The organism is Haloarcula sp. MBLA0138, assembly GCF_055632455.1.
Genome location: NZ_JBVMVU010000002.1, coordinates 398,921 through 412,103 on the forward strand (window position 1 = coordinate 398,921; position 13,183 = coordinate 412,103).

At 67.8% G+C, this 13,183-nt stretch carries 9 protein-coding genes and 1 pseudogene; 3 read left to right on the forward strand and 7 right to left on the reverse strand.

Annotated features, from left to right (window positions below; all coding sequences use genetic code 11):
* Positions 1-139: 139 nt before the first annotated feature.
* The gene (gene uraD, locus ACV7JO_RS17420) at positions 140-655 is read right to left on the reverse strand and encodes a 2-oxo-4-hydroxy-4-carboxy-5-ureidoimidazoline decarboxylase (RefSeq protein WP_470355934.1); all 516 of its coding nucleotides are present in this window, start codon (positions 653-655) and stop codon (positions 140-142) included.
* A 907-nt stretch (positions 656-1,562) separates the two neighbouring features.
* Here uraD and ACV7JO_RS17425 point away from each other — a divergent pair.
* From ACV7JO_RS17425 to ACV7JO_RS17435, 3 genes and pseudogenes are all read left to right on the forward strand, one after another.
* A pseudogene (locus tag ACV7JO_RS17425) lies at positions 1,563-2,414 on the forward strand (uracil-xanthine permease family protein); the annotation flags it as partial.
* Positions 2,415-2,478: 64 nt separating this feature from the next.
* Positions 2,479-3,855 (forward strand): dihydroorotase, encoded by a 1,377-nt coding sequence (locus tag ACV7JO_RS17430; protein ID WP_470355935.1) that lies wholly within the window; start codon positions 2,479-2,481, stop codon positions 3,853-3,855.
* A gap of 55 nt (positions 3,856-3,910) precedes the next feature.
* The gene (locus ACV7JO_RS17435; RefSeq protein WP_470355936.1) at positions 3,911-5,245 is read left to right on the forward strand and encodes a 5'-deoxyadenosine deaminase; all 1,335 of its coding nucleotides are present in this window, start codon (positions 3,911-3,913) and stop codon (positions 5,243-5,245) included.
* Between the two features lie 13 nt (positions 5,246-5,258).
* Here the strand turns inward: ACV7JO_RS17435 and ACV7JO_RS17440 are convergent, their stop codons facing one another.
* The 6 genes from ACV7JO_RS17440 to ACV7JO_RS17465 all read right to left on the reverse strand — a co-directional run bounded on the left by ACV7JO_RS17440 (position 5,259) and on the right by ACV7JO_RS17465 (position 13,037).
* Positions 5,259-6,173 (reverse strand): D-2-hydroxyacid dehydrogenase, encoded by a 915-nt coding sequence (locus ACV7JO_RS17440; RefSeq protein WP_470355937.1) that lies wholly within the window; start codon positions 6,171-6,173, stop codon positions 5,259-5,261.
* A 263-nt stretch (positions 6,174-6,436) separates the two neighbouring features.
* The gene (locus ACV7JO_RS17445; protein WP_470355938.1) at positions 6,437-7,312 is read right to left on the reverse strand and encodes an FAD binding domain-containing protein; all 876 of its coding nucleotides are present in this window, start codon (positions 7,310-7,312) and stop codon (positions 6,437-6,439) included.
* Between the two features lies 1 nt (position 7,313).
* Positions 7,314-9,698, reverse strand: coding sequence for a xanthine dehydrogenase family protein molybdopterin-binding subunit (locus ACV7JO_RS17450; protein WP_470355939.1), 2,385 nt, complete (start codon positions 9,696-9,698; stop codon positions 7,314-7,316).
* Positions 9,691-10,185, reverse strand: a complete 495-nt coding sequence (locus ACV7JO_RS17455; RefSeq protein WP_470355940.1) for a (2Fe-2S)-binding protein — start codon at positions 10,183-10,185, stop codon at positions 9,691-9,693. The genes ACV7JO_RS17450 and ACV7JO_RS17455 overlap by 8 nt, the downstream gene beginning before the upstream one ends.
* Before the next feature lie 131 nt (positions 10,186-10,316).
* Positions 10,317-11,441 (reverse strand): XdhC family protein, encoded by a 1,125-nt coding sequence (locus tag ACV7JO_RS17460; RefSeq protein ID WP_470355941.1) that lies wholly within the window; start codon positions 11,439-11,441, stop codon positions 10,317-10,319.
* Positions 11,442-11,543: 102 nt separating this feature from the next.
* Positions 11,544-13,037, reverse strand: coding sequence for an amidohydrolase family protein (locus tag ACV7JO_RS17465; protein WP_470355942.1), 1,494 nt, complete (start codon positions 13,035-13,037; stop codon positions 11,544-11,546).
* Between the last annotated feature and the right edge of the window lie 146 nt (positions 13,038-13,183).

Consider the following 13,183-nt stretch of genomic DNA (forward strand, 5'->3'; position numbering starts at 1 on the left):
TCTGGCGCTGCGTCGACGGACCTCTCGGTGCGGTTCTTTTGTTTGTCATCGTCTACCGCTAAATCCCGTCGCCCTGTACAAGTATCTTTGTCTTGGTGAAAGGATGTCCAACTACCGCGGCGAAAGCTGTCGGTGCGTTTCAGTCCCAATCGTCGGGCGGCAGACGCTCTGCGAGACGCAGGCGAGCGATCTCGTGAACTTCGTCCAGCGCGGTCCGGAACTCCTCGTCGGCCGAGTGCTCGACCCGCTCCTCCATGGCGGCCTGTATCGTGTCGGGGGATTCGTCCCGCACGGCCATGATAAACGGGAACCCGAACCGGTCCCGATAGGTCTCGTTCAGCCGCTGGAAGGTTTCGTACTGGGCCGGCCCGAGTTCGTCGAGGCCGGCAGCGGCCTGTTCGGCCTCTGAGTCGTCAGTCATCGCGGTGCGCTCGCCGAGGTCCGGGTGCGCCCGCAGCAGTTCCAGTTTCCGTTCCCGTGGGGCGTCCTCGACGGCCGCCTCGAAGGCCGCCACGAGGTCCGCGGCGGACTCGAAGGGCCGGTCGGCGGCCGCCCGCCGGGCCACCCACGGGGACTCCTCGTACACGCCGCCCAGTAGCTCCACGAAAGCCGTCTCGTCCGCGCCGTTGAGTTCTGATAGCGAGACTCCGGTCATTCCGCTAGCCGTCCGTCCACGGCCCACTAGTATCTCCCGGTCGGCGCAACGGCTGCCGGCGGGGCCGCCGTCACCGGTCGCATCGAGCTGATCTAACCGGCCGCACGTCCACCTAATCCGGGACTGGTCCCGTGTATCTCCACCAATCTGGAATAGAAAATGTGTGTGTGGGGGAGGGGGGGGGGGGGGGGGGGGGGGGGGGGGGGGGGGGGGGGGGGGGGGGGGGGGGGGGGGGGGGGGGGTGGGGGGGTTTTTTTATAATAGTTGGGGGGGGGGGGGGTATGTTATAGGTAGAGTTTGTTGTATAGTGGGTTGGTAATTGTTATAAGAGAGTTAAGGGGGGGGGGGGGGGATGGGGTGGTGGTGAGATGAAAATGGTAGGAGGGTGAAGAGTAAGTAGGTGATCCGTAGGGACCCTTCATCGTCGTCTAATAAGGATCAGTAAAGTTGATGTAATATAGGGATGAATGATAGGGGAGTTGGGGGAGGATTAGAAAAAAATTGTTGAAGAGGAAGAGAGGGAGGTAGGATAAGGAGTTAGTGGGAAGAGTAAATTGGGAAGAGGGGGAGGGGAGGAGGAGTAGTGAGGGATGAGGGAAAAAGAAAGGAAGAAGAGAAAGAGGGTGGGTAGGTAGAGAAGGGAATAGGGGAAAGAGATGAGAGGTGAGGGAATGGTAGGAAGAGAGAAGGAAGGAGGGGAAAGGGGGAGAGGATAAGGGGAGTGTGGGGAATGGGATAAGAGGATAGTAAGGGAAGGTGGTCTGGAAAAAAGAGAGAAAAGGATTAGGGGGTTGAGAGAGGAATAAAGAGATGAAAGTTAAGTGTTAGTAGAGAAGGGAAAAGAAGAAAGGAGGAGAAGGATAAGGAGAGGTTATAAATAGGGATAGAGGGATGGGGAGTCGTATAAGTCGGGCTGAACCAGTTCTTCGACGGCTTCCTCCGTGTCATCAGCGTGTTCGCGGGCATCGTCGTGGGTTACGTCGCCGCGTTCGCGCTGGGGGTCGTCGACCTCTCGGCCGTCGCCTCGGCGGGCTGGATAACCGTCCCCGTCCCGCTGAAGTACGGACTCGCCTTCGAGCCGAGCGCCATCGTCACCGTGGCGTTTCTCTACGTCATCACCGGGATGGAGACCATCGGCGACATCTCCGGGACGGTCGCTTCGACCGGCCGGGACGCCACCCACGAGGAGATGCGCGGCGGGCTGTTGGCCGACGGCGTGATGAGCGCCCTCGGGGCCGTGTTCAACGCGCTTCCGAACACCTCCTTCTCGCAGAACGTCGGCCTCGTGAACTTCACCGGCGTTGCGAGCCGCTACGTCGTCGGCATCGGCGGTGTCGTTCTCGTCGTGCTCGGGCTCGTCCCGAAGGTCGGCGCGGTCGTCTCCGCCATGCCGGACGCGGTGCTGGGCGGGGGCGCGCTGATACTCTTCGCGATGATCTTCTCCTCGGGGGCGCGCATCGTCTCCCAGAACGTCACGCTCGACCACCGGAACTCCACCATCCTCGCGCTGTCGATGGCGCTGGGGCTGGGCGTCGCCTTCCGCCCGGAGGTCCTGCAGCAGTTCCCGACGGCGGTCCAGACGCTGTTTGGCTCCGCGCTCGTGACCGGCGGCATCGCGGCGCTCGTGTTGAACGTCGTCATCCCGGGTGGCGGCGTCGGGACGGGACCGACCGAGTACACCGACGGACTCACGCCGGAGACGCCGATGGACGTGAGCGAGGACCTCCCGGACGCGGCCACCCCGTCGTCCGATGACTGAACGCACCGACGACCCGCAGGCGACGCGCGAACACCGCGCCGACCGGAGCGGAGCGCACTGACTGATGGCCGAGATAGCGACGGTGCTTGCGGGCGGGACGGTCGTCACGGCCGACGGGACCTTCGAGGCCGCAATCGGCGTCGACGACGGCCGCATCGTCGCCGTCGGGGACGAGCGCACGCTGCCGTCGGCCCGGAACCGCATCGACGTGGACGGGAACCTCGTGTTACCGGGCGTGGTCGACCCCCACGTCCACGTCTTCGGCTACAACTCGATAGACAGCTACGAGACCGGAACCGCGGCGGCCGCCGCCGGCGGCGTGACCAGCCTGCTGACGTTCGCGTGGCAGGGGTACGACGACGGGGCGTGGACCGACGACGAGCGCCTCGGCGAGGCCGTCGAGCGCCACCGGTCGGCGGCGTCGCCGCTGGTCGACTACGGCCTCCACGCGACCATCACGCGCGAGACGCCCGAGGTGCTGGCGGCGCTGCCAGACCTCGTCGCGGACGGAGTCACGTCGTTCAAGATGTTCACGACCGACAGCATCAGGCTGTCGAACGGGTTCATCGGCGAAGTGTTCCGCGAACTCGCGGACCTCGGGGCCGTCGGCATGGTACACACCGAGGACTACTCGGTGTGCGAACACCGAACGGAGGCGGTGAAAGCGGCCCCGGACGGTGCGTCGGCGACGGCGTACCCCGACTCCCGCCCGGACTACGCCGAGGCGATGAGCGCCGGGTCTGTCGCCCGTCTCGCCGCCGCCGCCGACGCGAAGTACTACGGCGTCCACACGACCTCGGCGGCGGCGGCCGACGCCATCGCAGCAGTCCGGGCGGACGGCACCAACGTGCGGGCCGAGACGTGTACGCACTACACGGCGCTCGACCGGTCTGTCTACGGGGACCGCGGGAACCTCGCAATAATGTCGCCGCCGCTGCGGGAGCCCAGCGACGCCGACGCGCTGTTCGACCACCTCCGCGAGGGGGCGCTCTCGGTGGTTTCGACCGACCACGTGGCGCTCCCGCGGGAGCGCAAGGCGGGCGGCCCGTGGTGGGAGAGCGCTTTCGGCGTCAACAGCCTCCAGACGAGCCTCCCGGTCTTCCACGAGGAGGCGGTCAACGAGCGGGGGCTTTCCTACCCGGCGCTGGTCCGGCTCATGTGCCGAAACCCGGCAGACACCTTCGGCCTCCCCCGGAAGGGGCGAATCGAACCCGGTGCCGACGCCGACCTCGTCGTCTTCGACCCCGACGAACGGTACACGGTTTCGGCGGAGCGGAACCACTCGAACGCCGACTACTCGGTGTACGACGGCCACACGGTGACCGGCCGAGTGAAGAAGACGTTCGTCCGCGGGGAGTTGGTCGCCGAGGACGGCGACATCGTCGCCGAACCGGGCCACGGTCGGTTCCTCCGTCGCGCCGTCCCGGACTGGGGCCGCTGACGGAGCGGGGTGCGTTCCCGTAGTTTTTTGAGAGCGTCGGTGCTACGGACGTTGGATGTTGGTATCAGGGACCGTCATACAGGACTCGACGACGGTCGTCGAGGACGGAGCCGTCGTGGTAGCGGGCGAGGAGATACGCGCCGTCGGCGACCGGGCGACGCTCGCCGACCGGTATCCGGACCACCGAGAGCGACAGTACGACATCGTCATGCCGGGGCTGGTCGGGAGCCACGTCCACTCCGTCCAGAGCCTCGGGCGCGGCCTCTGTGACGACAGGGAGCTGCTGGACTGGCTGTTCGACTACGTGCTGCCGATGGAGGCGACGCTGTCGGCCGACGAGATGGAGGTCGCCGCGCGGCTGGGGTATCTCGAACTCATCGAGACGGGAACGACGACGGCCATCGACCACCTCTCGGTCGACCACGCCGACCGGGCGTTCGAGGCGGCCGGCGAGATGGGAGTACGGGGACTGCTCGGGAAGGTGTTGATGGACCAGCGGTCGCCGGACGGCCTCCGGGAAGCGACACAGGTCGGACTCGACCGTACCGAGGAACTGATTCGGCGGTACCACGGCAGCTTCGACGACCGCATCCGCTACGCCGTCACGCCCCGCTTCGCCGTCAGCTGCACGGAGGAGTGTCTCCGGGGGGCCAGAACGCTGGCTGACCGCTACGACGGGGTCCGAATCCACACCCACGCCAGCGAGAACCACGACGAGATAGAGACGGTGGAGGCAGACACCGGCAAGCGCAACATCCACTGGCTCGATGAGGTCGGACTCACTGGCGATGACGTCGTCCTCGCACACTGCGTCTGGACCGACGAGTCCGAACGCGAACTGCTGGCCGAGACCGGGACCCACGTCACCCACTGCCCGTCGTCGAACATGAAACTCGCCAGCGGCGTCGCGCCGGTCGTCGACTACCTCGACCGCGGCATCAACGTCGCGCTGGGGAACGACGGCGCGCCGTGTAACAACACGCTCGACCCGTTCACCGAGATGAAACAGGCCAGCGCCCTCCAGAAGGTCGATCAGTTGGACCCGACTGCGACGCCGGTAGAGACTGTCTTCGAGATGGCGACGGTCAACGGTGCCGAGGCCGCCGGCTTCGACCGCCTCGGGGAACTGCGGCCCGGCTGGCGGGCCGACATCGTCGGACTCTCGGCCGACGGGACGCGCGCGACTCCGCTGTACGACGTACTCTCCTACGTCGTGTTCGCCGCACGGGGTGGCGACGTGGAGTTCACGATGGTCGACGGCGACGTCCTCATGGCCGACGGCGAGGTACGGAGCGCGGATGCGGAGGAGATACGAGCGGCGGCGCGTGAGGTCGCCGACGCCATCGACCTCGACGGGGCTCGGGCCGACTCCCGAGGGGAGAGCCCGTGACCCCGCCGCGGTGTCAGCGCTCGGCGACCGCGTCGGCGACGATGTCCGCACACCGCTTCCAGTAGTTCGGCGTGTGGCCGGCGTTGTGGGGCGTGATGTGACAGTTCCCGAGCGTCCAGAGCGGGTGGTCCGAGGGCAGCGGCTCCGGGTCGGTCACGTCGAGAGCTGCGCCGCGTATCTCGTTCGTCCGCAGCGCCGCGACGAGCGCGTCCGTGTCGACGACCGCCCCGCGCGCGACGTTGACCAGCGTGGCCTCGGTCGGCAGTAGCCGTAGCGCCTCGGCGTCGACCAGCCGTTCGGTGAGGTCGGTCAGCGGGCACGCCAACACGAGGTGGTCGGTCCGCGACAGCGCCTCGTGGACGGCCTCGTCGTCGAAGCCGATGACCTCGTCGGCCGGGCCGCCCTTCGACGGCGTGTAGCGGACGCCGACGGTGGTGACACCGAAGGCGTTCAGCCGCTCGACTATCGTCCGCCCGATGGGGCCCTGACCGACGACGGTCGCCGTCGACCCTCTGAGCTCGCCAGCCTGATAGTGCTGCCACTCCCCGCGGCGCTCCTGTCGCCAGCCCCGGTCCAGTCGCCGGACGAAGGTGAGGATGTTGCCGAGTACCTGTTCGGCGATGTTCGGCCCGTGAACGCCCGAGGCGCTCTCGACGGCGACATCGTTGGCTTCGAGGGCGTCACTCGGGAGGTGGTCCGTACCGGCGAAGGTACAGACGAACAGTGAAAGCGACTCCGACGCTTCGACCGCGGCCTCGGAGACGGTATACCCCGTCGCCACGGTCGCCTCGCGCAGACGACGGTCGCGCTCGGCCGGGGTCCGGGCGAGGGTGACATCGTAGTCCGGGAGTGCCGCCCGGAGCGTATCGGCGTAGTCGGCCGCAGAGAGGCCGTGTATCTTGTGGTCCAGTACGACGATGTCGGTCATCGTTCCCCCGTCGACTGGCGGGTCGTTCGTGCGTCCGTTCGACTGGGTCGTGAATCGGATTGGTGGGTTCTCATAACGCGTCGTCTCCGGTGAGATTGCGGGACGGCCCTCCGAGAGCGTCGACTGGCCCCGCGACCGACTCCGTTCCGGGCCCGAGCGGCGAACCGTGCCTCGGACTGGGACGGTCTCACAGTACGGAGCAGACCGACGACGCACAAAAGCGGTTCGCTTCAAACGCCGGACGACGCCGTTGGTCCGGCCGCTCACGCCGTCGACGCTCGGCGGACCGAGCGCTCGACGTACGGGCCGAGCAGCGAGCGCCGGTACGCCGCGGAGGCCTTCCTGTTGTCCAGTGTCTCGTCCGCGTCGAGCGAGTCGCCCGCGACCGAGGCGGTCCGCTCGATGGCGTCGTCGGTGAGTCGCGCCCCCCGGAGCGCGTCCTCGGCGGCCGACAGACGGACGGCGCTGGCTTGGACGCCGTTGACGGCGAGACGGGCCGTCTCCACGACGCCGCTCCCGTCGCTCCGGAGCGTCAGGTCCGTCGCCACGCCGACGACGGCGTTGCCCGACCCCGGCTCTTTCTTCTTGGCGTAGCCACCGCGTCGCGCCCCGTCGACGTCCGGGACGGCGACGCCCGTGATGACCTGCTCCCCGTCGAGTACCGTTTCGCAAGCGCCGGTGAAAAACGTCGCCGCCGGCACTCGCCGCTCGCCGCTCCGTTCGCGGACGAGGACCTCGCTGTCGGTCGCCAGCAGCGCACCCTCGTAGTCGTAACCCGGGTGTGCGCGGGCGATGTTGCCGCCGATGGTGGCGAAGTTGTGGACCTGTTGGCCGCCGGTGATGTTGGCGACCGTCCGCGGGAACAGCGGCACCCACTCGTCGAGGACCGCGGACTCGCCGACGGCGCTGTGGGTGGTGAGCGCACCGATACGCGTCTCGGTCTCTCGGCGCTCGATGCCGGCGAGAGCGTCGAGACCGCCGATATCGACGACGGTCGCCGGCGTCAGTTCCCGCTTTTTCATCGCCGGAATGAGGCCGTGGCCGCCGGCCAGCAGCGCCGCGTCGTCGTGTTCGGCGAGCAGGTCGATGGCGTGGGCGACGCTTTCGGCGCGGTGGTAGTCGAAGGGTTTCGCGTACACGCTACTGTCCCCCCTCCTCGATAGCTCGCCAGACCTTCTCCGGAGTTATCGGCGGCGTCATCGGTGCCGCGTCGAACGGCGCTATCGCGTCCTCGACGGCGTTGACGATAGCTCCGGGCGCGGCGATAGCGCCGGCCTCGCCGGTGCCTTTCGCCCCGTGGGGCGTGTTCGGCGATGGCGTCTCGGTGCTCTCGACGGTCACCTCGGGCATGTGTTCGGCCTTCGGGAGCGTGTAGCCGCCGCTCGACCCCAACGTCTCGTCGCGCAGCGTGTCCGACAGTAGCCGGCCGTCGTCGTCGTACTCGACCGTCTCGTAGAGGGTCTGCCCCAGCCCCTGTGCGATACCGCCGAGTATCTGTCCGCGGACTATCTCGGGGTTTATCTGGACGCCGCAGTCCTCCGTGGCGACGTAGTCCTCGAACTCGAACTCACCGGTGTCGGGGTCCACCTCGACGACGGCGATGTGGGTCCCGAACGACCACGTGCGGGTCGCCGGGTCGAAGTACGTCTGTTCCTCCAGTCCGGGCTCGACCTCGTCCGGTATCTCCGCCCCGTTGTGGGCCAGCGCTGCGACCGTGTCGAAGTCCAGCGCCGTCTCGCCGGCCGGGTGGCGAAAGCGGCCGTCGTCGACCGCGACCTCGTCGACGGGGACCGACATCTCGTGTGCGGCCACATCACGGGCCTTCCGAAGCACCTTCCGGCAGCTTTCGGCCACGGCACCGCCACAGAGGGCGGCGGTCCGGCTGGCGAACGTCCCGACGCCGTCGCTAACCTCGCGCGTCGAGTTCTCGACGACCCGCACGTCGGAAAACGGCACCCCCAGCTCCGACGCTGCGACCTGTGCGAGTGACGTTTCGTGCCCCTGTCCGTGGTTCGCGCCCCCGGAGTAGACGGTCACCTCGCCCGTCGGGTGGACCTGCACGCGGCCGTACCCCCACGTGGGCACGTCGAGTTCGCCACACGGCCCCAGTGCCGCGCCCTCGACCCAGCAGGAGATACCGACGCCGAGGTACCGCCCCTCGTCGCGGAACTCCCGCTTGCGCTCTTGGAGTGTCTCGTAGCCGACCGTGTCGAGAGCGAGGTCGAAGTTGCGCTCGTAGTCGCCGCTGTCGTAACGCGCGCCGGCGGCGTTCTCGTAGGGGAACTGGTCGGGCGCGACGAAGTTCCGCCGCCGGACCGCGGCCGGGTCCAGTCCCGCTTTCTCCGCCACCGCGTCGACGAGCCGTTCGAGCATCATCAGCATCGGCGTCTCCGTGACCCCGCGGTAGGCGTCGATTCGGGCGGTGTTCGTGGCCACGCCGGTGACGTGGGAGTACACCGCCGGCACGTCGTACTGGCCGGTCATCACCGAGTTGCCCGACTGGGCGAGCCCGCAGGCCCCCCGTGCCACCCACGCCCCGAGGTCGTACCGTATGTCAGCCCTGAGAGCGAGGATGTCGCCGTCCTCCCCGAGAGCTATCTCCCACGTTCCCTCGTACCCCCGGCCGTCGTTCTCGACGAGTTGGTTCTCGGTGCGCGTCGCGCGCCACCGGACGGTCGCGTCGAGGTCGAGCGCACACCAGCCCACGAGCACGTCCGCCGGGTACGGGTGTTGGCGGCTGCCGAATCCCCCGCCCATGTCCGGCACCGACACGTCGATTCTGTGCTCGGGGTGGTCGAGCATCCGCGACATGAGCCGGCGGTAGCCGTGGGGAATCTGTGTCGTCGCCACGAACTCCAGTTGCCCCGTGGTGTCGTCGTGGCTCGCAATCGCGGCCCGGGGTTCGAGCGGGCACGGCGAGACGCGCTGTGGCCCCTTCTCCAGTTCGGCGGTGTAGGCCGCCCGCTCGAAGTTCGCCGCCGTTCGCTCCTCGTCCCCGCCTGCGCCTTCGAAGACGACGTTGTCGCCCGCCGACTCGTGGACGACCGGCGCGTCGGGCGCGAGGGCATCGCGGGTCGTGACGACGGAGTCGAGCGGGTCGTACGTGACTTCGACCGCGTCGAGTGCGTCCCGGGCCGTTCGCCGGTCCTCTGCGACGACGATGCCGAGTATCTCGCCGTGGTACCGGGCCTTGTCGTCGGCGAGCGACCGCTGGAGGAAGGCGTCGTCCGGGTAGTCGACGCCGACCATCGGTGCCGAGTACAGCGAGAACGGCTCGGGCGTCGGCGTCTCGCTGGCCGCGACATCGGCGGCGGTGTAGACAGCGACGACGCCGTCTCTCGCCCGCGCGTCACCGGCGTCGACGCTGAAGCGCGCGTGGGCCTCCTCGCTGCGGACGAACTGGACGTGCAAGGCGTCCTCGCGGGTGATGTCGGCGGTCCCCAGCGAGTTCCCCGTGAGAACCCGGGCATCCTCCGTCCGCCGACCGTCGCTGCCGATGCCAGACGGCGTGTTGTCGTCAGTCATGTCGGGACTCGTCCAGCGTGTCGGCGGCGACCTCGACCGCGTCAACGATGTTCTCGTAGCCCGTGCAGCGACAGAGGTTGCCCGCCAGCGCGTCGCTGCGGATGTCCTCCCGGGACGGGTCGTCGTGTGCGTCGAGGAACTCGTCGACCGCCATCAGTATCCCCGGGGTGCAGTAGCCACACTGGAGCGCGTGTTCGTCGGTAAACGCGGTCTGAATCTCGTCGAGGTCACCCTCGTCGGTCAGACCACGCACCGTCACGATATCCGCGCCGTCGGCCTGTGCAGTGAGCCGAGTACACGACTTCAGCGACTTCCCGTCGGACTGCACCGTGCAGGCCCCACAGATGGTCGACTCGCAGCCGATATTCACCTCCGTACAGCCGAGTCGCTCCCGGAGCGTCTGTGCCAGCAGTTCGCGGGGTTCGACGGCGAGGTCGTGTGACTCGCCGTTGACCGTCAGCGTCACGTCTACCTTCTCCGATTGCATGTGTCTTATTGTACCATGCTGGAAGCTCAGATTTATACTCTTCGACTGTAGTAGTAGAATATATAGGCAAGAATTCGCCATATAACAAAACGTGCGTCAATAACGCTTTCTCGGCCCGGCCGCGAACCGTGTCACGTATCGCGCGGGTGGACGTGACCGTCGCGGTGCCCGAGATGTCCCGGGTCGGTGTCGTTCGCCACCGCGAGCAGTTCGGCGACGATGCTGTGGGCTATCTGATAGGGCGACCCGCCACCGAGGTCGAGGCCGACGGGTGCATACACGCGGTCGAGGTCCTCGTCGGTCAGAGGACTGTCGAGAGCCGAGCGCAGTTCCTCGAACCGCTCTCTGGGCCCCATCAGCCCGATGTAGGGCACCGGCGTGTCCAAGAGCCGGGTCACGGTGAGCCGGTCGTCGACGAAGTTGTGTGTCATCACGACCGCGTGCGTCCGGTCGGTCAGCTCCACCGCGTCGGCGACAGCGCTCGGCCGCGTCGTGACCGTCCGCACCGCGTCGGGGAACCGCTCGCGCAGGTCGACGCCGCCGCGGAAGCCGACGACGGTGACCCTGAAGCCGTTTTTCGTCGCCAGTTCGACCACCGGTCCGGCGTCGCGCCCGCTTCCGAAGACGACGAGTTCGGGCAACGCGCAGATGCCGTCGACGAACGCCGTCAGCGTCCCCCCATCGCGGTCGACCGCAACGGTCTCCGCGCGACCGGACTCGACACACCGACGCGCGGCCGCGGCCAGTTCCGTCGTCTCCCGGAGCGCGTCGCTGTCGGCCGTCAGTCCGTCCGTCTCCTCGGTCAGGTAGGCCTTCTCGCCCAGTTCGAGGTCGCCGGCGTCGTCGGTCAGCACTGTTACCGTCCCGATATCCTGCCGAGCCTCGAACGCCCGGACGACGGGCCGGAACTCGGTCGTAATCGGTTCGAGTAGGACGGTGACGACGCCGTCACAGCCCACGCCGAGGCCCCACGCGTCGCCGTCGTCGGACGACAGGTCGTAGGTGACGACCTCGGGCGTCCCCTCAGAGCGGACGCGCTCGCTCGCGGCCGCGAGTTCCGCGGTCAGACAGCCGGCAGTGACGCCGCCGGTCTCGGCACCGTCGGCACCGAACACCATCTTGGCCCCGGGCCGCCGGTAGGCGTTCCCGTCGACATCGGCCACCGTCGCGAGGACCCCGGTAGCCGACTGGTCGACTGCGGCCGCGATACGGCGACGGAGGACGGTCGCCGGCGCGCTCCAGCTATCGTCAGCCACCTATCTCACCGTCCACGCTCGCTCACCAATGTCGAACACGTCTCGGGCAATACCAGTCCGCCCGTCGTATTCAGTGTTCGGACCGCGTCAGAAAGCGCGCCGCTAGTCGAAGCCGGTTCGCTCGGCGATATCCGTCGCCGAGCGGGACGCCCGCGCGAGCACGGCGTCGGTGGAGGCGTCGAGAGAGCGTATCTCGCGGTCCCGCATCACCACGTCGCCGGCACAGACGACCGTCTCGACCTCGGACCCGCGTGCGGCGTGGACGAGGCCGAACACGGGGTCGGGGCAAGGCGTCAGGTGCGGGTAATCGAGGTCGACGACGGCGAGGTCGGCCTGCTTGCCCGGGACGAGCGAGCCGAGGCTGTCGGCGCGCCCGATGGCGCGGGCAGCGTCGATGGTGAGCATGTCGAAGGCCGTCTGTGCCGGGACGACGCCAGCGTCCCGGTGGTACCCCTTGTGGCCGCCCGCCATCGCACGGGCGTCGTCCAGCGGATTGACAGTGTCGCTCAGGGTCGTGTTGTCGGTTCCGAGACCGACGGTGACGTCGGCGTCGAGCATCGACGCCACCGGCGCGAACCCGGTCGCCAGTCGCATGTTCGCCATGAAGTTGTGCGCGACGGACGTGTCCGTCTCCGCGAGCAGTCGCACGTCGCTCGCGGAGAGTTGGACACAGTGACCCAGCAGCGCCCGCTCACCGAGGTACCCGACGTTACGCAGGTGCTCGATGCTCGACAGGGACCGCTGTTCCTGTGCCTCGGCCTCGGCGACGTGAGCGGTCGTCATCACGTCGTACTCCTCGGCGAGTTCGTAGGCCCCACGGAACCCGCGGTTCGTCGTGGTCTCGACGACGACGGGAGCCGGCCAGACGGACTGCCGTCCGTCGGGAGCGTGGTGCGCTTCCAGCAGCGACGCCACCTCGTCCAACAGCGGTTCGGTCTCCACGACGAAGGCGTCGAACGGGGGATGGTCGACGCCGTCGTCCCGAGCCTGTACGTCGGTGAGGAGGTCCTGAAACGCCTCGTCGGTCGCGCGGTCGACCATCCCAGCGCCGTAGACGTTCCGGATTCCCGCGCGCTCGTAGACGCCGAGTTTCGCCGTGACGGGCGAGAGGTCGTCCCAGAGCAGTTCCGTGTCGTTCTCGACGAACGTCGTCACGCCCGCCCGTATCGCCTCCATGCAGTACAGGGTCGCCGCCGTCTCGTGTTCTTCCGGGGTCATCGCCAGCGTGCCCGGCCGCTTGACGTTGTACAGCCAGTCCAGCAGGCCGCGGTCCTCGGCGAACGAGCCCCTGAGCAGGATGTCCGAGACGTGCGTGTGCGGATTGACGAGGCCGGGGATGACCGCGCCGGATTCGGCGTCGATGACGCGGTCGGCGTCGTGGTCGGCGGCGACCGACGCCGTCGGTCCGACCGCGGTTATCCGGTCGCCCTCGACCGCGACTGCACCGTCTTCGATGACTTCGCGGTCGGCGTTCTGCGTGACGACCCGCCCGTTCGTGACGAGGAGGTCCGTCACCGCCGCCTCCGGCGCGGGTGACCGCGCGGCCGCCGTCTCGGTCCGGGAACTGTAACTGTTGGTGCTTGCCGCTCCATACACAGGCAGTTCGGAGCCACAGAAATAAACGTTCACTATCAGGTAACGCCGCGGGCGGGGTGGTGAGTCAATAACCGCCAACAGAAGCGACTGAATGCTGTATTTCTCGTACTCGCCCGAGGGCGAACCGACCGGAGACGGACGGCGGA

Coding starts and splice junctions, on each gene's coding strand:
- ACV7JO_RS17430 (WP_470355935.1), top strand. CDS start 2,479: ATGGCCGAGATAGCGACGGTGCTTGCGGGCGGGACGGTCGTCACGGCC.
- ACV7JO_RS17435 (WP_470355936.1), top strand. CDS start 3,911: ATGTTGGTATCAGGGACCGTCATACAGGACTCGACGACGGTCGTCGAG.
- ACV7JO_RS17455 (WP_470355940.1), bottom strand. CDS start 10,185: ATGCAATCGGAGAAGGTAGACGTGACGCTGACGGTCAACGGCGAGTCA.
- ACV7JO_RS17450 (WP_470355939.1), bottom strand. CDS start 9,698: ATGACTGACGACAACACGCCGTCTGGCATCGGCAGCGACGGTCGGCGG.
- ACV7JO_RS17440 (WP_470355937.1), bottom strand. CDS start 6,173: ATGACCGACATCGTCGTACTGGACCACAAGATACACGGCCTCTCTGCG.
- uraD (WP_470355934.1), bottom strand. CDS start 655: ATGACCGGAGTCTCGCTATCAGAACTCAACGGCGCGGACGAGACGGCT.